Below are 18,626 nucleotides of genomic sequence, written 5' to 3'. Positions count from 1 at the left end.
TGGCGCATCTCGTTCTTGACCACCGAGCGCTGCAGATCGAGCTTGGCCTGAGTCACCGAGCGGCCGAGATTGGCCATGCGGTCGGCCTCCAGCGACAAGATCATCGGCAGTGACGACGACAGCCCGTCGACGTAATAAACCGTGCCGTCTTCGGTGGTCCAGGCATTGATCTCGTTGCCGAGCGCGGCGTGCGCGCCGAACACGTTCGGCCAGGCCGGCGTGCCGGAAAACATCAGATGTTCGAACAGATGCGCAAAGCCCGAGCGTCCCGCGGGTTCATTCATCGACCCGACGCGGTAGCGCAGGTTCATCACCACCTTCGGCACGCGATGGTCGGGCACCAGCACCACCTGCAGCCCGTTGTCGAGCGCATAGGTAACGGTCGGCTCAGCCTTGGCGGGCGCTGCCATGCCGGCAAGAGCCGCAAGCACCACCGTGAACGCCAGGAAAACCTGCTTCATCATGACCCCCGATGCTGATGGCCGCGAGCAAGCGCCGCCAAATCCGCCGTATGACCGAAGGGATGCCCACCCCTGCCGGCTGCCGAGACCCTATCGGAATCGATCGGCCCTCGATACGGCAGTATCGCAACACCCTCTGGCTTTTTCGTGTCGGCGTTTCAGGCCTTTTGCGGCGGAAAAGGCCGCGAAAGCAGCCCCTGAGTCGCTTGAGTCCAATAATATTGATTTTGTCAAATCGCGTTTGATGTCGGATTCATCTGCGGGTAGATTAGACCCGAATCAGCCGGTCCTTGGGGGGCGCGGCGACCACCCAAAGTCTCAAGTTCCGGCCAATGACCGGCACCAGACGCGGACGGCTTCGCGTTCCCTGAATGGATTCGGCGATCAGCGCGACCGCCGCGCCGTGTGAGTGCTTCGTAAACGTGATGCGTCTTCAAGTTCGGCCGCTGCTAACCCCAGCGTCCGGGCTCAAGAAAAGACTCCGGCCATGACATACAACCAAAGCATCCAATGAGCAGTTCCGCCGCGCTTCTCCAATCCGATACGTTAGGCTCGCGCCTCGAATCGCGCGGCGATCTCACCTCCTTTTTCATGCAGCTTGCCGCCGAGATCGGCGCCGACAGCTACATGCTCGTCGCCATCGTCCACGACCAGGACCGCAACGACGCCCGCATCGTCTCATCCAACTGGATCTTCGACGCCATTGAACTGATCGGCAAGCGGCTGATCGCCGGCCTTGCCCAGGGACCGCTGACCGTTGCACCTGGCATCCGCCCGAGGCCCCTGGTCGCCGCCGCGGCACCCGACGCCGGCGGACTGCTCACAGGCGAAGAGGCGCGCCTGCTCGACGTGCTTGGACATGCCGAAGTCTATTCACTGCGGCTCAATGTCGGCCGCCAGCGGCTGTTTGCGCTTTTCTCGGCGGCCGAGGCCGGCAGTATCGACCAGCCGGCGCTGATGAAGGCTCAGTTGAAGTGCTGTTACGCGCTGTCCGCCATCCCGCAATTGATCGCCGCCGTCGCCATGCAGGACCCGCTGTCCGACCGCGAGCGCGAATGCCTGTTCTGGGTGTCTGAAGGCAAAACCACCGATGAGGTCGCAGTGATCCTCGGGGTCTCGTCCAACACCGTCAACAGCTACATCACCCACGCCATCCAGAAATTCGCGGCGTCGAACCGCGCGATGGCCATCGCCACGGCGATCAGGAGCGGCATCATTTGAAACATGCTGACATCAAGGCGGCGGCCGAAGCCCTTTTCAACGAGCAGCGCAATCCGTTCGGCGCCTTCTCCATCGGTTCCGAGACGCACCATGCCGTTACCATCCCGGACGCGGTGCGCCGCTGCCGCTGGATCGCCGTCGACATCAACGCGTCGGCGTTTGGCCTCTACTTCGTCAGCCCCTCGCCGGAACGGGCGCGCCTGGTGCCGAGCTTCGATTCCGACTATCCCGCCACCGCGGTGACAACCAAATTCATTGCCGGCGCCAACGGTGAGGAGATGGTTCGCCACAGCGGCGCCTCGACAGCGCCGCGCTGGTGGGCCGATGACGGCATCGCCGGCTCGGACGCCGTCTTCAAGAACCTCGCCTGGGCGGAGCGGACGGAGCCGCTGGCGCCGGGCACCAACGGCATTGGCTTTCCCGTCCATGCCGATCGCGGCCATTGCGGGCTGGTGGTGTTCCTCGGCTCGACGATCGCTTTGCCGGAGGACACGCTCTACGAAATCCACGCCCGCTGTTTTTCGCTGTTCGCCGCCGTCGCCCGCATTCGTCCGAACGATGCCGGCCGGATGCGGTCGATCTCCAAGCGTGAACTGGAGTGCCTGAAGCTGACCGCCAACGGCAACACCAGCGAAGAGATCGCCAGGCTGTTGAAGCTGTCGGTCCACACCGCCAACCAGTATCTCACCCAGTCGACGCAGAAGCTCAACGCGGTCAACCGCAACCAGGCGGTGGCCAAGGCGCTGCGGCTGGGGCTGATCGAGTGATCGCGTCTGGCAGTTGGAGTAAGACAAAAGATCAGCGATAGGCGAGCGGCTCGGTCCTGCGGATTCGCGCCTCTTCGATCACCGTCTCCAGCAAAGCGGTGTTGTGCTCGGGGTCTTCCCCGGGCTTTTCGAACGACACATAGTTGACCGCGACCGAAGACCTCTCCTCGCTCAGCGTCAGCTGGAAATAGACGGTGACGCCCGGCGGCCGAAGCTCGAGATCGAGCACGATGCGCGGGCTGCCGCTCCAGTCGACATGTGCCTCTCCGCCATGGCCGAGCCTGAGCGTGCCTGGGAGGAAAAAAAGCTCCACAGCCGAATCCACCAGATCCGACAGGCAAGCGAAATGCTCGAGCCGGATGAAGGCGATGTAGTCGGCGACGTCGATCAGCCGCAACTCGTCGACCACCTGCTCGATGGCCTTGGCGACGATGAGTTCGCGGGATTTTGCGTGCGGTTGGCGGTTCATGAAATTTGTCTCCGCTCAGCCTTTTTGGAGTAGACGATCCGCACCAGTTCGGCGACGGCCTGGTAGAATTGCGACGGGATCACGCTATCAACCGAAACTTGCTTGTACATGGAGCGGGCGAGCGCCACGTCCTCGAAGATCGGGATGTTGTGCTCCTTGGCAATCTCGCGAATCTTGAGCGCCACAAGGTCCTGGCCCTTGGCCAGCACCATGGGTGCTGAATCCTCGTCGCGGACATATCTGAGCGCGATGGAAAAGTGCGTCGGATTGGCGATGATCAGCGTCGCGCGCGGCACCGCCGTCATCATCCGCTTGCGCGCCCGGTCGCGCGCCAGCGAGCGCAGCCGCGACTTGATGATCGGGTCGCCCTCGGACTGCTTGAACTCGTCCTTGACCTCCTGCTTGGTCATCCGCAGATCCTGCTTCCAGTGGAAGCGCGACCAGACGACGTCGACCGCCGCGATCAGCCCCATGACGAAGACGATCGCCACCAATATGTCGACGGTGATGCTTTTGATGACGAGGCCGAAAGCGACGGGGTTGGTGATCATGCCGGCCAGGAGCTGGCGGTAGTCCTGCGATAGCGTGAAGTAGAGCACGATGCTGGCGAAGCCGAGCTTGCCCAGCGATTTCAGGAACTCGACCCAGCCCTGAATGCCGAACATCCTGGTCCAGCCTTTGGCTATCGAGATGCGCGACAGTTGCGGCCGGATCCGCTCGCCGACGACTTGCGGCATGTTCTGCAGCACCGAGGCGCCGATGCCGGCCACCACCAGCAGCACCAGCAGGCTGACGACGGCGTTGCCTATTTCCATCATCACGGTCTTGTAGAGCGCGATGACGTCGGTCTCGGTGTCCATCGGCCACGCCTCGGGCTTTTCCAGGAACATCGACAGGAACATGCCGAGATCAACGACCGCGTCCTTGGCGTAGAAGACGGTGAACACCAGTATGGCGATGAAGGACGCCAGAAGTGCGGCCTCTCGCGAATGGGGCAGCTTGCCCTGTTCGACGGTGTCGCGGATCTTCTTTTCGGTCGCGTCTTCGGTTTTGGAGTCTTTGTCCGCCGCTTCAGCCATTCAGCGCTCGGCGTTAAGCCGCTTCGCTCTGCTGCGATGAGGGCAGTTCGAAAGCCCCCTCGCGCGAAAGCCGGATTGTCGCCACCGCGATGTTCTTGCGCGCCGTCATGATGTCGGCAAGCTGAATGCCTTCCGAGCCCTGGCCGAGCTCGGACTCGATCATGCGCCGCGACCGTGCGCCGATCGCCGACAGCACCGATTCCGTCAATGCGGGCGCCGCACCGCGCAGCGCCAGCGTGATCAGTTCGGTCGACAGCCCGTCGAAAAGGAGTACCCTCGCCTTCTGCGTCAAAAGCGGCAGATCGTCGAAGGCAAACAACCTGGAGCGAACACCGCCGAGGTCCGGCGTGCCGGCCTCTTCCAGATCCTGCATGACCTCTTCCAACTGAGGCTTGTCCATCTCGTTGAGCATACTGGCGACGCGCGCCTGTCCCGCCGAGATATCCTTGGTCGCGGTCTGCGCCAGCACGCTGGCGCGCAGCTGGTTCTCGATGATCCTGGTGGCCGCGTCCGGAATGGTCGCCATCGTCACCATGCGCTTGATGATCTCGCTGCGCATCGGCTTTTCCATGGTCAGCAAAATGTTGGCGGCGGCTTGCGGCGCAAGCTTCGACAGCACCATGGCCGCGGTCTGGGGATGCTCGGCGGCAAGGAATGTGCCCAGACGCGTCGGTTCGAGCTTTTCCAGCTCCGGCCAGATCGGCGGTGGCCCTTCCGGCGCAACCTCGAAGCGCTTGTCGCCCATGATGGCGCTCATCTCTTCGGGCGACAGCGATTCATTGAGGATCGTGTCCATCCGGTCGGCGGAATCGAGCAGGCCCGCACCTTCGGTGAACTCGGCCTCGAATTCGGCAACGATGCGTTCGAGGTCGCTTTGCGGAATGGTGCGCAGCAGCCGCGCCCCTTCGATCAGTGCCTTCAGTTCTTCTTGCTTGAAGAATTTCAGCAGCCGGCTGGCCGAAGGTTTGCCCATCGCCACCAGGATGGCGGCGGCCTTTTGCGGGCGCGTGAGCGTCACCGGCGTCGTCATGGCATCCGCTCCTGCTGAGACCGCATGTCATTCATTGCTCAAGCGCCCTTGGTCGCCGCGATAATTTCGGTCAGCCTGATGCCAAAGCGCGACGGATCGCTTTCCAGCACGGTGATCTCGCCGCGCGCGATCTTGCGGCCGTTGACCACGACATCGACCGGTTCGCCGATGCGCCGGTTGAGCGCCACCGTCGAGCCCTTCTGCAGCGCCATCAGGTCCGACACCGGCATTTCCGTACTGCCGAGGATGATCTGCACATCGACCGGGATGCTCATGATGATGTTGGAATTGGCGCCGGACGTGGCAGCCCGCAAGGCGGCGTCGGGGCGCTTTTCCTCCTCCTGGAGGACGCCGCGCAATTCCTCGATGGCGCGGTCGAGCTGTTCGTCCGGCTGGTCGATATTGGCTTCCACCTTGGTCTTGGCCATCAGTCGTCTCCAAATGCTTGGGCTTGCCCGGCGTCAGCCCGGCATGAGCCCATCGATAAAATCCTGACCGGCATCGTAAGGATGCCTGATCCGGACGGTGTAGTTCTGCCCGAGTTTACCGAACTCGCAGACAAACAGCGTCTTGTCGCGCGCGCTCAGCTTGGCCTGCGACTGCGCGGTTTCCTCGAACTCGATGACCTGGCCTGGCTCGAAACCGGCGAGATCGCCGAGCGTCAGGCGGGCCAGCGGCATGGTCGCTTCGAGCGTCACCGTCGAGCGCATCACTTCTTCGGAAAAACGTGCCCGCCAGTCGGAGGTCGTGCCTTCGCTGTCGTGGACATCGGCGATACCGCGTGTGGCAAGCAGAATGCGCTGCGGGATCATCACCGTGACCGTTCCGCTGTCGGTCGGCGTCGAGATGCCGAAGACGATGCGCACCGCCGCGCCATCGCGCAGCACGCGACGCTTGGCTTCGCTGCCCGAAAGCGCCCGCGGCACCGGCAGCCGCAGCTCGAGCGAGCGCCGGCCCGATCCGTTCAACGCCTGCGCAACTTCCTGGAAGACCGTGGTCGCGACATCGGTCTCGATCTGCGACAGAGCGCGCTCGATCGGCGAAACCGGCTGATCCGGATCGCCGCCGAACAGCGCGCACACCATCACGGCGATGGCCGGCGCATCAGCCACCAGCGTCATCGCATCCGAAGACGTCGGCGATGCTATGATGGCCATGGCAAAGGCATCGCCGGCATTCGTGCGGGCATCGGGAACACGGCTGATCTCGACCGCGCGCAGGTCGACGGTGACCGGTGCGCCGAGTTCGCCGGCCAGGCTCTTCTGCAGCAGCGGCAGGGCGCGCTCGCCCATCGAGCGCCCGGTGCCGATGACATGAGCGGCCTCACCGCTGTCACCGACCAGACGCTCAATGATCAGCGAGCGGGCTTGCGAGGGGCTGCCAGGACTTGTCATGACGGCGTGCGGTCCTGTCTGTCGTCATGCATGGCTCAAGCCGCTTTCTTCTCGGCGGAAGCTGTGTTCATCGTGCTTTGCTCGACGGCGTCGATCGTCGGCCGCTCATAGGACGAGATGGTCTTGCGACCGAACTCGATGGCCACCTGCGGCAGGGCGCCGTTCATGTAGGCAAGCAGCGTCTGCTTGACGATGATATAGAGGCGGTTCTTCTTCTCGCGCACCGTCTTGATCTTGGTGGCGACCGGCCCGACCACCGCATAGGACAGGAAGATGCCGAGGAAGGTTCCGACAAGGGCGGCGCCGATCAGGCCGCCGAGGATTTCGGGCGACTGGTCTAGCGCGCCCATCGCCTTGACCACGCCGAGCACGGCGGCGACGATGCCGAGCGCAGGCAGACCGTCACCCACTGCCACCAGCGCGTGGTAGGCCTTCATCTTGTCGGACTTGATGGTCTGGATTTCCTCGTCCATCAGCGCCTCGATCTCATGCGAGCGGGCATTGCCGATGATGATGATGCGGCAGTAGTCGCAGATGAAATTCGTCAGGTCGTGGTTCTTGAGCACGGTCGGGAACGCCTGGAAGATTGCCGACTCCTCCGGATTGTCGATATGCGCCTCGACCTCGCTGCGCGACTTCGAGCGCAGTTCGCGCATCAGGCTGTGCAGCACGCCCAGCGTCTCCAGATAGTCGCGCTCTTTCGGCACCGCCTGCTTGAACGCTTCGAGGATACCCCTGCCGGTGTCCTTGACCGTCTTCATCGGGTTGGCGACGAGAAAGGTTCCAAGTGCGGCGCCACAGATGACCACCGCTTCCCAAGGCTGCATCAGCACATGCAGATGGCCGCCCATCGCCATGAAGCCGCCGAGAACACAGCCGAGCGTCACCACAAGTCCGATCAGAATGCCCACGCCAGATCCTTCCGCATCACGTCAGGCCTAACCGATAGCCCCCGTGCCTTGTGTGAGGCTTGAATCATGCAAGGTGAGGCGATTCAGCCTCGCGCAAGCAAGTCCGCATAGTCTTGCTTTTGAAGCTGCGACCGGAGGCATGTCGTGTTGAGCACTTTTACCAGCTACCAGCTCATCGCCAGGGACATCCCCAAGGCGATCGACCGCATCGAGGCGGAGCCGATCACCAAGCGCGACACCGACTACTATCTCGCCAACATCGGCAGCGTGAAATCGATCGACGATTTCGTCAAGAACGACCGGCTGTTCAAATATGCCATGAAAGCCTTCGGTCTCGGCGACATGGCTTACGCCAAGGCCTTCATGGTCAAAGCCCTGAAGGAAGGGGTGTCGGATTCCGACAGCTTCGCCAACAAACTGAGCGACAAGCGTTATGCCGAGTTCGTGTCGGCCTTCAATTTCGCCGCACTTGGCGCTAATGCCACGAGCTACAATTCGGCACAGCAGGGCGTGACCAACAATTACGGCCTCCAGGTCTCGGTCGGCCCTTCGCAGAACGGCTTCACCTACTACAAGGGCGAAACCTCGTACTACCTGAGCAACATCTCCAACGTAAAATCGATCGACGACCTGATGGGCAACGATCGCCTGCTCACCTATGCCATGGCCGCGTTCGGCCTCGACGCCGACGCCGAGCCGGCTGCGACTGTGCGGGCCATGCTGGAAGGCGGCGTCACCGACCCGAACAGCCCCGCAAACACGTCAACAAACAAGGGCTATGCGGCTTTCGTCGCGGCTTTCGACTTTGCCCAATATGGCGACCAGGCAACGGCGCGCGACGCCGTCCAGCAGGCGGTCCCAAAAGCTGTGATCGGCGGGACCGGGCTGCTGCTCGTCAAGCCGACCGCGCAATACATCAAGGGCGAGGCCGACTACTACGCAGCAAACATCTCCAAGGTGAAGTCCATCGAAGACCTGCTGAAGGACAAGCGCCTGCTGACCTTCGCCATGGCTGCCTATGGGCTCGATGCATCGACCCAGACGACGAAGCAGATCCGCACCATGCTTACCGGCGGCGTTGCCGATCCGTTGAGTCCCGCCAATTTGTTGACCGACAAAAGCTACGCCAACTTCGTCACGGCCTTCAATTTCGCCCAGTATGGTGATCAGACGACCACGCGCGACGCCGTGCTGAAGACGACGCGCAAGCTCTACACGACCGAGTCCAGCCTTGGGTTGATCAAGCCGAACGCGGACGCTGTCCAGGCCGAGACCAGCTACTACCTCGCCAACATCATCAAGGTGAAATCGGTCGACGATCTGATGGCCGACAGCCGCCTCTACAACTATGCTCTGTCCGCAAGCGGGCTCGATCCGGCGACCACCAACAAGGATCTCGTCCGTGATGTCCTTGAGGGCGGTGTCCGCGATCCCGCCAGTGTCGCCAACAAGCTCTCCAACAAGGCCTATGCCAGGCTCGCCACCTCGTTGAATTTCGAGGCCTACGGCGAAGCGGCAACGACCCGCAGCCCGTCGCAGCAGCCGGTGGTCGACAAATACATGCGCCAGACCCTGGAAGAAGACGCCGGCAAGACCAATGAGGGCGTGCGGTTGGCGCTCTATTTCGAGCGCAAGGCCTCGACCATCACCAACTGGTACGACGTGCTGGCCGACACGGCCCTGGCCAGCGTGGTACGCACCGCCATCGGCCTGCCCGATTCCTTCGCTGCCGCAGATATCGACAAGCAGGCGCAGGCCTTCGAGGCAAAGCTCGACCTCACCGATTTCACCGACCCGGCCAAGCTCGAGAAATTCCTCACCCGCTTCACCAGCCTTTGGGAAATCAATCATCCGACCTCGACCGCCCAGACATCGATCGGTGTGCTGTTTGCGCAGCCGACCACCGTCGGCATCTCGACCGATCTGATGATGGCCATGCAGAAACTGAGATTCTGAGAACACCATGCAGGACAGCCTTTACGTCGCCCTTTCCTCGCAGATCGCGCTTGAGCGCCGTCTCGACACCATCGCCGATAATGTCGCCAACGCCTCGACCATCGGCTTTCGCGCCACCGGCGTGAAGTTCGAGGATGTCGTCTCCGGCAGCGGCCCCAAATCGGTGTCCTTCGCCTCCTCCGGCAAGACCTATTTGTCCGGCGCGCATGGCGCGATGACGCAGACCGGCAACCCGTTCGACTTCGCCGTCCAGGGCGATGCCTGGTTCGGCATCGACACCCCGGCCGGCACCGTGATGACGCGCGACGGACGCTTTTCGATGAACGAGAACGGCGAGTTGATGTCGCTCGAAGGCCATCCGGTGCTCGACGCCGGCGGTGCGCCGATCCAGCTCGACCCGCGCGACGGCCCACCCAAGGCGGGCGCCGACGGCTCGCTGCGCCAGGGCGACAAGCTCGTCGGCGCCATCGGCCTGTTCAATTTCGATCCCGGCCCGAATTTCGTCCGCTACGGCAATTCTGGCATCGTGCCCGCGCGTGCGCCGGAGCCGGTCACCGACCGTTCCGATCTCGGCGTCGCGCAGGGCTATGTCGAGGAATCCAACGTCAATCCGGTGCTGGAGATGACGCGCCTGATCATGGTCCAGCGCGCCTTCGAGAACACGGCGGCGCTGATGCGCCAGACCGATGCCTCGACCGACGACGCCATCAAGACGCTCGGCTCCAAGTCGTAGCAGCATGTCGAGCAGCAAATCATCGATACGCGCGCTTGAACGGCAACCGGAGACAGCACCGGAAAACCGGCTGGCTGCGCTGGAGCGGATCTGGCGCCGCTTCGATGACACCGAGACGTTGCTGCGGCGCGGCGGCCGTGTTTCGGAGGTTTCGCCAACGCATTACAAGGTGCGCGGCCTGTCTGAAGTCGCCAGGCTTGGCGACCTCGTCGAACAGCGCGGCAATGCCGGCACGCGCCGCGGCGAGATCGTCAGGATCGGCCGCGACGAAGTCGTCATCGCCCCTTTCGAACGCAGCGCCGACGCCGGCATCGGCGACGCCGTGTTTCGCCGCGGCCCGCTGACGGTAACGCCGCATGCTTCGTGGCGTGGGCGCGCCATCGACGCGCTGACCCGCGTCATCGACGGCGGCCCGCCGCTGATCAGGATCGGCGAGGCTGCGAGCGGCGACGGCACAACGCCCGGCGCCATGGCGCGGCAGCGCGTCGGCACCGCCTTCACGACCGGGGTCAAGGTCATCGACATCTTCACGCCGCTCTGCCTCGGCCAGCGCCTCGGCGTCTTTGCCGGTTCCGGCGTCGGCAAGTCGACGCTGCTCGCCATGCTGGCCGGCGCCGACGCCTTCGACACCGTGGTCGTGGCGCTGATCGGCGAGCGCGGCCGCGAGGTACGCGAATTCCTCGAAGACACGATCGGCGCAGAGAGCATGGCCAAGACGGTCGCCGTCGTCGCTACCAGCGACGAGAGCGCCATGATGCGCCGGCGCGCGCCGGATACCGCCATGCGCGTTGCCGAACATTTTCGCGACCAGGGCCATCGCGTGCTGCTGGTGCTGGATTCGATTACCCGCTTTGCCCATGCGCTGCGCGAGGTAGCGACCGGCACCGGCGAGCCGCCGGTCGCCCGCGGCTATCCCGCTTCGGTTTTCACCGACCTGCCCAAGCTGCTCGAACGCGCTGGCCCGGGCGCTGAAGGCCCCGGTATCAAAGGACAGGGATCAATCACTGCCATCATCTCGGTGCTGGTCGACGGCGACGACCACAACGACCCGGTCGCCGATTCGGTACGCGGCATTCTCGACGGCCATGTCGTGCTCGACCGCGCCATTGCCGAACAGGGCCGCTACCCCCCGGTCAATCCGCTGTCGTCGATCTCGCGCCTCGCCGACAAGGCATGGAGCCCCGAGCAACGCATGCTGGTGACCAGGCTGAAGTCGATGATCTCGCGCTTCGAGGACACGCGCGACATCCGCCTGCTCGGCGCCTATCAGGGCGGCGCCGATGCCGAGCTCGATATTGCCGTGCGCCAGGTGCCGCTGATCTACGAGGCGCTGACGCAGTCGCCCAGGGATCGCGCCTCGAGCGACGCATTCTCCGACCTCGCCCGTCATCTGAAAGGCAAGCAAAGTGTCGATGCAGGAGACTGAGCTTCAGTACACCGAGCGGCTTTTGCGCGAGATGATCGCAGAGGCCAGTGCCGCCGAGGAAGCCCGGGCCAACGAAGCGAGAGCTGTCAGGGCAAAGGCCGATCTCGACAAGGCCGCCAAGGCTGAGGCCATTCTGGCCAGGGCCGCCAGGCCATTCTTGCCCAGGGTAGCCAGCGTAGTCGAGTCCACTGTGCCTCGCTTGGCCGAGCCTGCCTTGCCCAGCGTCGTCAAGCCTGAATTGCCAAGGACCCCTCGCGCCGGCCCCAAAGAAGCGATCGAGACCAGTCGTGACTCGCTTCTCGACGGGCTGTTCCCGGTCACCGAATGGCCGCAGCCGCCAAGGCCGCAATATCCCAGGCTCGACAAGAAATCCGACCGCCGCAGCGATATCGTCTTTGCCGCGCTCGGCATCACGCTTGGCCTGATCTGCGCGCTGTTTCCCTGGTATATCTTCTTCAATCAGGACCAGTTCGGCGTGCAGGCGATCAAGTTCGGCGGCAGCGGCACCAATGCAGGGCGGGTCAGCGGCGGCTCGCAGATGGAGAACAGCGGTCAGCCGCTGACGGCAAACGATGTTCCCGATGTCGACCTGTTCGCCACCGGCACGCTGCAGGACCCCGAGGACAAGACCCAGCCTCCCGGCGTCGACGAGCAGCCCTTCCCGGCGGACGCCAAATTTCGCATGGTTCATGTCGCCAATGGCCGCGCCATGATCGAGGACGATGCCGGCCTGTGGATCGTCCAGCGCGGCTCGAAGCTGCCCGATACCAGCGTCGTCTCGTCGATCGAGCAACGGGGCGGCAAGTGGGTCATGGTCACCAGCACCGACCAGGTGATCGAACTCTCCAAATAGCGGCACACCGGATTTACCCCCGAGCCGCGCAAGGTCCGCGCAAGACTGGCAGCCTAGTCTTGTACGTACCAGCCCGGAGATCCCCATGGAGCCCGTCAATCTTTTCGATCTCGCCGCCAAGCAGTCGCAATGGCTGTCGGTGCGCCAGTCGGCCATTGCCGGCAACATCGCCAACGTCAACACGCCGGGCTACACCGCCGGCGATGTCGAGCCGTTTGAGAAGGTGCTCGACCGCACGGCAGTGTCGCTGACCGCCACCCAGGCAGGCCACCTCGGCACTGCCGCCACTAATGCCGGCTTCACGGTCAAGCCAGAAGAGACGACCGGCGCCATCATGCCCTCGAAGAACACGGTCGTGGTCGAGAACGAACTGATGAAGGCCGGCGAGGTCCGCCGCTCGTTTGAACTCAACACCGCGATCGTCAAGGCCTTCCATTCGATGATGATGATGGCGGTGAAGAGCTGACCATGGACTCCTTGACCTCAGCCCTCAAGATCGCCGCGTCCGGCCTCAGCGCCCAGTCGGACCGCTTGCGCGTCGTCTCGGAAAATCTCGCCAACGCGCAGTCGACCGGCAACACCCCGGGCGCTGACCCCTATCGCCGCAAGACCATCAGTTTCGTCTCGGAACTCGACCGTGCCTCCGGTGGCACGACAGTTGAGGTCAACTCCATCGACCGCGACCCCAGCGACTTTCCCGTCGAATTCCAGCCCGGCAACGAGGCCGCCGACGACAAGGGCTACGTCAAGATGCCCAATGTCAACGTGCTGGTCGAGATGGCCGACATGAGCGAGGCCAACCGCTCCTACGAAGCCAACCTTCAGGTCATCAAGCAGGCGCGTGATCTGATCTCCATGACCATCGACCTGATGAGGAACCAGTAATGATCAGCGGCATTGGCGGTATCGGATCGCTTCCCCTCAAGCCGGAGATCGGTGGCGCCGATACCACGACCGACCTGTTCCAGGGCACCAGGGCGCCGATGGCCGGCAGCGAAATCGGCGCCACCTTCGCCGAAGCGCTGAGCCAGGCTGCTTCAAAGACCGTCAACACCTTGCAGAACGCCGAGCAGGTCTCGATCCAGGCGCTCAAGGGCGACGCCGATACCCGTCAGGTCGTCGACGCCGTCATGAGCGCCCAGCAGGCCCTGCAGACCACGATCGCCATCCGCGACAAGGTCGTCTCCGCCTATCTCGAAATCAGCCGTATGGGCATCTGAGGAGACTTGCCGTGAAAGCACTCGCCATCGCAGCGACCGGCATGAATGCCCAGCAGACCAATCTGGAAGTGATCGCCAACAACATCGCCAACATCAACACCACCGGCTACAAGCGCGCGCGCGCCGAATTCTCCGACCTGCTCTACCAGGTCGACCGCACGCAGGGCGTGCCCAACCGCTCCAATTCATCGCTGGTGCCGGAAGGCGTGTCGATTGGCCTTGGCGTCAAGACGACGGCGGTGCGCAACGTCCATACCCAGGGCGAACTGACCTCGACCGGCAACAGTTTCGACATGGCGCTGACCGGCCGAGGCTGGTTCCAGATCGAGGGCGCCGACGGCGGCACACTCTACAGCCGCGCCGGCGCCTTCAACACCAACGCCACCGGCCAGCTGGTGACCGTCGACGGCGCCAATGTCATCCCGGCCATCACCGTGCCGACCGATGCCATCGAAGTCGTGGTCAACAAGACCGGCCAGGTCTTTGCCCGCATCGACGGCCAGACCGACCTCCAGCTGCTCGGCCAGCTGCAACTCGCCAACTTCGCCAATGAAGCCGGCCTGGCGCCGCTCGGCGATAATCTGTTCCAGGAAACGCCGGCCTCGGGCCCGGCCAATGTCGGCGTGCCCGGCGATCCCGGCTTCGCCTCGGTCGAGCAGGGTTATCTCGAGGCCTCCAACGTCGATCCTGTCAAGGAAATCACCGAGCTGATCTCGGCGCAGCGCGCCTATGAGATGAACTCCAAGGTCATCCAGGCCGCCGACGACATGGCCTCCGTCGTGTCCAAGAACATCAGGTAAGGTTTGATGCTCTCTCCGGCCTCCCGCTCCGCGCTTTGCCGCACCGCGCTGATGCTCGCGCTGGTAGCCGGCGGTGTGCCGGCGTTTGCCCAGGAGAGCGCAGACCAGCAGACCAGCACCCACGTCGCGAGCAGTCAGGCAACCGGCGAGATCGTTCTGATCCCCAACCGGGTCATTTATCCCGGCGAGATGATCGACACCGGCGTGCTGAAACCGGTGACGCTGCTCCCCGGAAAGCACAGGCCGGATGCGGTCGCCACGCAGGCCATGGAACTCCAGGGCAAGGTCGCCAAGCGCACGCTGCTGCCCGGCCGCTACATCCCGGCCGCCGCCATCCGCGACGCCTGGCTGGTCGAACAGGGCGCCGCCGTGCAGGTCTATTTCATCGCCGGCGACCTCACCATTTCGGCTACGGCGGTGTCGCTGCAGCCGGGTGCCGCCGGCGATTTGATCAAGGTCCGCAACACAGACAGCGGCAAGATCTTTTCCGGCACGGTGATGGCGGACGGCACCGTCCGGGTCAGCGCGTCATGAGACGCGGAGCTGCCCTTCTGCTCGCGACCGTTGTCGGCCTGCAGCCGGCGCTGGCCGACGGTCTTACGCCGAAGCAAAAGCGCGATCTTGCCGGCCAGAATGGCGGCGCCTTTGTCGATCCCGAATATGATCCGGCCACCACCAACCGCATGTTCAGGGTCTCCAACGGCCCAAGCTCTCTGCCACCCGGCCAGGTCGCATCGCGCATCAAGGACATTGCGCAGCTGCAGGCTTCGCGCGACAACCAGCTCGTCGGCTACGGCCTCGTCATCGGCCTCGCCGGATCGGGCGACAGCCTGCGCAATTCGCCCTTCACCGAACAGTCGATCCGCGCCATGCTCGAAAATCTCGGCATCGCCACCGAAGGCGGCAGCGCGCGGGCCAAGAACGTCGCCGCCGTCATCGTCACCGCCAACATGCCGCCTTACGTGCAGTCGGGCGCCCGCATCGACATCGACGTCTCCTCGATGGGCGACGCCACATCGCTTGCCGGCGGCACGCTGATAATGACGCCACTGAAGGCGGCCGATGGCGAAATCTATGCTGTCGGGCAAGGCTCGGTCATCGTTTCCGGCTTCACTGCCCAGGGCGATGCCGAAAAGCTGACGCAGGGCGTGCCGACGGCCGGCCGCGTGCCCAACGGCGCCATCGTCGAGCGCACGGTGCGCGCCGAATTCGAGGACCAGGCGCTGCTCACCTTGCAATTGCGCAACCCCGATTTCTCCACTGCCGTTCGCATCGCCGACGCCATCAACGGCTACACCTCGCAACGCTTCGGCATGCGCGTGGCGGCGGAGCGCGATGCACGTACCGTGCAGATCAGGCGGCCGAAGAATGTTTCGGCGGCGCGCTTCTACGCCGAGATCGAGAATTTGGTGGTCGAGACCGACACGCCGGCACGCGTCGTCATCGACGAACGCACCGGCACCATCGTCATCGGCAACGAGGTCAAGATCTCGCGGGTGGCGATCAGCCACGGCACGCTCACCGTGCGCATCACCGAACAGCCGAAGATCGTCCAGCCGGAACCGTTCTCCAAGGGCGTGACAGCGGAGGAACCCTTCACCACCATCGATGCCACGCGGCCTGACGCCCGCGTCAATGTGCTCGACGGACCGAACCTCGAAACGCTGGTGTCGGGCCTCAACCGTCTCGGCGTCAAGCCGGACGGCATCATTGCCATTTTGCAAGCCATCAAGTCGGCCGGCGCTTTGCAGGCCGATCTGGTTCTCCAATAGGCCATGCCGATGATCGATTTCTTTTCCCAAAAGCAGCACCGACGCAGCGCAGCCTTGGCAGCTTGCGTCATCGCCGCCACCGTCCTTGCCGGCGGCACTGTCCGCGCGGAAGAAGCGGTGCGGCAGGTTCTGCCTGGCGGGCAACAGCCGGCGGCAGTGCAGCAGCTGGTCCGCGAGAAGGTGCCCGATGAAAGCGAGATCCAGCGCTTCTGCTCCAACATCGCCGACGCCGCCCGCGACCGCCGTTACGCGCTGCAGGCCGACGAGTTGAAGCAGTTGCAGGCTGGCATCGACCAGCGCATGAAGGCGCTGGACGACAAGCGCGCCGAATACGAGCAATGGCTGAAGCGGCGTGAAGTTTTCCTGGCCCGCGCCGAGGATGGCGTCGTCAAGATCTATGCCGGCATGAAACCGGATGCCGCGGCCGAGCGCCTGGCCATGGTCAACACCGATCTCGCCGCCGCCATCCTGATGAAACTCGATTCGCGCAAGGCCGGCGTCATTCTCAACGAAATGGACCAGAAGGCGGCAGCCACGCTCACCGGCATCATGGCCAGCGCGGCGCGAAGGGTAGACCCGTCATGAAGTCGCATATACTCGCCCTGGTCGCCACCGCTTCACTTGCCGGCTGCGCCTCCGACCCCAGGGAGATCGGCAGGGAGCCGGCGCTGTCGCCGGTTGGCACCGGCATTACCGGCAGCGTCAATGCGCCCTACTCCTATCCCGAAACGCCACCCGCGCCAGTGAAGAAATTCTCGCTGTGGGATGATCGCCAGAGCCGGTTGTTCACCGACCCACGCGCGCTGCGCGACGGCGACATCCTCACCGTCAGGATCAAGCTCAACGACAAGGCCAACTTCAAGAACCAGAACGACCGCAGCCGCACCGCCGGGCGCAAGCTCGGCTATGACGTCAACCTCGGATGGGAAGGTGCCACCACCAGCGGCAAGGGCGACGCGGGGCTGAGCTCCACCACCGAAACCAATGCGGACGGCGAAATCAAGCGCTCGGAGAACCTCGAGCTCAACGTCGCCGCCGTCGTCACCGAAGTCCTGCCCAACGGCAATCTGATGATCCGGGGCTCACAGGAGGTGCGCGTCAATTACGAGCTCAGGGTGCTGACCATCGCCGGCATGGTGCGTCCATCCGATATCGGCGCTGAAAACACCATCTCTTATGAACGCATCGCCGAGGCGCGCATCTCCTATGGCGGCCGCGGCCGCGTCAGCGAAATCCAGCAGCCCGCTTACGGTCAGCAGATCCTCGACCAAGTCCTCCCCTTTTAGGACTGGAGAACGGCGCCGTGGCAAATGTCGAACAGGTTCAGCAAAAAAAGGGCCCGTCGCTTGTCATCCAGCTTGCGATGCTGCTGGCGATGACGGGCGCCGCGATCGGCATGGGCTGGATGTCCGGCGGCTATCTGAAGGGCGTCGGGGGACCGGTGCCGGTGCCCGCCGCGCCCGAGAACCAGTCCAACGCCGAGCAACCGAGCAAGGCGGCCGAACATGCGCCCGGCACCGGGCCGACGCTTGTCCAGCTGGCGCCGATCACCACCAATCTGGCTTCGCCTGCCGACACCTGGATAAGGCTGGAAGCGTCGGTGGTCTACGATGCGCCGCAGCCGCCGGAACTTACCGAAAGCATTCACCAGGACCTGCTTGCCATGGTCCGCACCCTGAAGATGCATCAGATCGAAGGCGCCAGCGGCTACCAGCATTTGAAAGCCGACCTCGAGGAGCGCGCCGCAATCCGCAGCGGTGGCCATGCCAAACAGGTTCTGATCAGGACATTGCTGCTCGAATGAGAAAACTCGTCCTCGCCGCCGCGATCGTCGTCGCCGCCACCTCTGTCGCCGCCGCCCAGCAGCTCGATCTCGGCGGCATCGGCAAGGCCGACGGCGCCACCGTCGGCTATATCATCCAGATGTTCGGTCTGATCACCGTGCTGTCGGTGGCGCCGGGCCTGTTGATCATGGTGACGAGCTTCACCCGCTTCGTCATCGCCTTCTCGATCCTGCGCGCCGGCATCGGCCTGCAGTCGACGCCGGCCAATCTGATCCTGATCTCGCTGTCGCTGTTCATGACCTTCTACGTCATGGCGCCGACCTTCGACCAGGCCTGGAACACCGGCGTCAAGCCGCTGATGGACAACCAGATCAGCCAGACCGAGGCGTTCGAAAAGATTTCGGACCCGTTCCGCACCTTCATGCTGCACAATGTCCGCGACAAGGACTTCGACCTGTTCGCCGATCTCGCCCGCGAACGCGGCCAGGTCGTTGCCAGGGACACCGTCGACCTGCGCATCCTGGTGCCGGCCTTCATGATCTCCGAAATCCGCCGCGGCTTCGAGATCGGCTTCCTGATCGTGCTGCCGTTCCTCGTCATCGACCTGATCGTCGCCACCATCACCATGGCCATGGGCATGATGATGCTGCCGCCGACCGTCGTTTCGCTGCCCTTCAAGATCCTGTTCTTCGTCCTCATCGACGGCTGGAACCTGCTTGTCGGCAGCCTGGTGCGCTCCTTCACCTGACC

At 63.7% G+C, this 18,626-nt stretch carries 23 protein-coding genes; 17 read left to right on the top strand and 6 right to left on the bottom strand.

Annotated elements, in window-relative coordinates:
- The first annotated feature begins 236 nt into the window (after window positions 1–236).
- The 3 genes from X751_RS1000000167845 to X751_RS156310 all read left to right on the top strand — a co-directional run bounded on the left by X751_RS1000000167845 (window position 237) and on the right by X751_RS156310 (window position 2,449).
- Window positions 237–479 carry a hypothetical protein gene (locus X751_RS1000000167845; protein WP_031244341.1) on the top strand — a complete coding sequence of 81 codons (243 nt, stop codon included), beginning with the start codon at window positions 237–239 and terminating at the stop codon, window positions 477–479.
- Between the two features lie 492 nt (window positions 480–971).
- A complete protein-coding gene (locus X751_RS156305; RefSeq protein ID WP_023683473.1) occupies window positions 972–1,682 on the top strand; it encodes a helix-turn-helix transcriptional regulator in 711 nt (236 codons plus the stop codon).
- Window positions 1,679–2,449 carry a helix-turn-helix transcriptional regulator gene (locus X751_RS156310; RefSeq protein WP_023683474.1) on the top strand — a complete coding sequence of 257 codons (771 nt, stop codon included), beginning with the start codon at window positions 1,679–1,681 and terminating at the stop codon, window positions 2,447–2,449. Before X751_RS156305 ends, X751_RS156310 begins: the two co-directional genes overlap by 4 nt.
- A 31-nt stretch (window positions 2,450–2,480) precedes the next feature.
- On the opposite strand, the gene X751_RS156315 is transcribed toward X751_RS156310, so the two are convergent.
- The 6 genes from X751_RS156315 to motA are packed head-to-tail and all read right to left on the bottom strand — an operon-like array spanning window position 2,481 to window position 7,332.
- Window positions 2,481–2,918 (bottom strand): hypothetical protein, encoded by a 438-nt coding sequence (locus X751_RS156315; RefSeq protein WP_023671756.1) that lies wholly within the window; start codon window positions 2,916–2,918, stop codon window positions 2,481–2,483.
- Window positions 2,915–3,997 (bottom strand): flagellar biosynthesis protein FlhB, encoded by a 1,083-nt coding sequence (gene flhB / locus X751_RS156320; protein WP_023683475.1) that lies wholly within the window; start codon window positions 3,995–3,997, stop codon window positions 2,915–2,917. Before flhB ends, X751_RS156315 begins: the two co-directional genes overlap by 4 nt.
- Window positions 3,998–4,010: 13 nt before the next feature.
- Window positions 4,011–5,027 (bottom strand): flagellar motor switch protein FliG, encoded by a 1,017-nt coding sequence (locus tag X751_RS156325; protein ID WP_023683476.1) that lies wholly within the window; start codon window positions 5,025–5,027, stop codon window positions 4,011–4,013.
- Window positions 5,028–5,065: 38 nt separating this feature from the next.
- Window positions 5,066–5,455 (bottom strand): flagellar motor switch protein FliN, encoded by a 390-nt coding sequence (gene fliN, locus X751_RS156330; protein WP_023683477.1) that lies wholly within the window; start codon window positions 5,453–5,455, stop codon window positions 5,066–5,068.
- A 33-nt stretch (window positions 5,456–5,488) separates the two neighbouring features.
- Entirely contained in the window at window positions 5,489–6,421 is a 933-nt protein-coding gene (locus tag X751_RS156335) for a FliM/FliN family flagellar motor switch protein (protein WP_023683478.1), read from the bottom strand.
- Window positions 6,422–6,456: 35 nt separating this feature from the next.
- Window positions 6,457–7,332: a flagellar motor stator protein MotA gene (gene motA, locus X751_RS156340; RefSeq protein WP_023671751.1), complete on the bottom strand. Its 876-nt coding sequence runs from the start codon at window positions 7,330–7,332 to the stop codon at window positions 6,457–6,459.
- A 144-nt stretch (window positions 7,333–7,476) separates the two neighbouring features.
- Between motA and X751_RS156345 the strand changes: the two genes are divergently transcribed.
- From X751_RS156345 to fliP, 14 genes are all read left to right on the top strand, one after another.
- Window positions 7,477–9,288 (top strand): DUF1217 domain-containing protein, encoded by a 1,812-nt coding sequence (locus tag X751_RS156345; protein WP_023744232.1) that lies wholly within the window; start codon window positions 7,477–7,479, stop codon window positions 9,286–9,288.
- Between the two features lie 7 nt (window positions 9,289–9,295).
- Window positions 9,296–10,021: a flagellar basal-body rod protein FlgF gene (gene flgF / locus X751_RS156350; RefSeq protein ID WP_023671749.1), complete on the top strand. Its 726-nt coding sequence runs from the start codon at window positions 9,296–9,298 to the stop codon at window positions 10,019–10,021.
- A 4-nt stretch (window positions 10,022–10,025) separates the two neighbouring features.
- Complete coding sequence (fliI, locus tag X751_RS156355; RefSeq protein ID WP_023710976.1) at window positions 10,026–11,447, top strand: flagellar protein export ATPase FliI; 1,422 nt, start codon at window positions 10,026–10,028, stop codon at window positions 11,445–11,447.
- Window positions 11,434–12,300, top strand: a complete 867-nt coding sequence (locus X751_RS156360; protein WP_023673646.1) for a hypothetical protein — start codon at window positions 11,434–11,436, stop codon at window positions 12,298–12,300. The genes fliI and X751_RS156360 overlap by 14 nt, the downstream gene beginning before the upstream one ends.
- A gap of 85 nt (window positions 12,301–12,385) precedes the next feature.
- Window positions 12,386–12,766 (top strand): flagellar basal body rod protein FlgB, encoded by a 381-nt coding sequence (flgB, locus tag X751_RS156365; RefSeq protein ID WP_023683310.1) that lies wholly within the window; start codon window positions 12,386–12,388, stop codon window positions 12,764–12,766.
- A gap of 2 nt (window positions 12,767–12,768) precedes the next feature.
- Window positions 12,769–13,185, top strand: a complete 417-nt coding sequence (flgC, locus tag X751_RS156370; RefSeq protein WP_023744231.1) for a flagellar basal body rod protein FlgC — start codon at window positions 12,769–12,771, stop codon at window positions 13,183–13,185.
- Window positions 13,185–13,520, top strand: a complete 336-nt coding sequence (locus X751_RS156375; protein WP_023701074.1) for a flagellar hook-basal body complex protein FliE — start codon at window positions 13,185–13,187, stop codon at window positions 13,518–13,520. The genes flgC and X751_RS156375 overlap by 1 nt, the downstream gene beginning before the upstream one ends.
- An 11-nt stretch (window positions 13,521–13,531) precedes the next feature.
- On the top strand, window positions 13,532–14,320 hold the full coding sequence (flgG, locus tag X751_RS156380; protein ID WP_023686343.1) for a flagellar basal-body rod protein FlgG: 789 nt from the start codon (window positions 13,532–13,534) through the stop codon (window positions 14,318–14,320).
- Window positions 14,321–14,326: 6 nt separating this feature from the next.
- Window positions 14,327–14,854 (top strand): flagellar basal body P-ring formation chaperone FlgA, encoded by a 528-nt coding sequence (gene flgA / locus X751_RS156385; RefSeq protein WP_023686344.1) that lies wholly within the window; start codon window positions 14,327–14,329, stop codon window positions 14,852–14,854.
- The gene (locus X751_RS156390) at window positions 14,851–16,092 is read left to right on the top strand and encodes a flagellar basal body P-ring protein FlgI (protein ID WP_023695751.1); all 1,242 of its coding nucleotides are present in this window, start codon (window positions 14,851–14,853) and stop codon (window positions 16,090–16,092) included. The genes flgA and X751_RS156390 overlap by 4 nt, the downstream gene beginning before the upstream one ends.
- Before the next feature lie 3 nt (window positions 16,093–16,095).
- Window positions 16,096–16,677, top strand: a complete 582-nt coding sequence (locus X751_RS156395) for a MotE family protein (RefSeq protein ID WP_031246985.1) — start codon at window positions 16,096–16,098, stop codon at window positions 16,675–16,677.
- Window positions 16,674–17,378 carry a flagellar basal body L-ring protein FlgH gene (flgH, locus tag X751_RS156400; RefSeq protein ID WP_023673654.1) on the top strand — a complete coding sequence of 235 codons (705 nt, stop codon included), beginning with the start codon at window positions 16,674–16,676 and terminating at the stop codon, window positions 17,376–17,378. The genes X751_RS156395 and flgH overlap by 4 nt, the downstream gene beginning before the upstream one ends.
- A 17-nt stretch (window positions 17,379–17,395) precedes the next feature.
- Window positions 17,396–17,896: a flagellar basal body-associated FliL family protein gene (locus tag X751_RS156405; protein ID WP_023686347.1), complete on the top strand. Its 501-nt coding sequence runs from the start codon at window positions 17,396–17,398 to the stop codon at window positions 17,894–17,896.
- Window positions 17,893–18,624 carry a flagellar type III secretion system pore protein FliP gene (fliP, locus tag X751_RS156410; RefSeq protein ID WP_023686348.1) on the top strand — a complete coding sequence of 244 codons (732 nt, stop codon included), beginning with the start codon at window positions 17,893–17,895 and terminating at the stop codon, window positions 18,622–18,624. Before X751_RS156405 ends, fliP begins: the two co-directional genes overlap by 4 nt.
- Window positions 18,625–18,626 lie beyond the last annotated feature (2 nt).

It is taken from the genome of Mesorhizobium sp. LNJC394B00, from assembly GCF_000502555.1.
GTDB lineage: Bacteria > Pseudomonadota > Alphaproteobacteria > Rhizobiales > Rhizobiaceae > Mesorhizobium.
The sequence above is the reverse complement of the archived record's forward strand: the minus strand, read 5'-3'. Positions and strand labels throughout refer to the sequence as shown.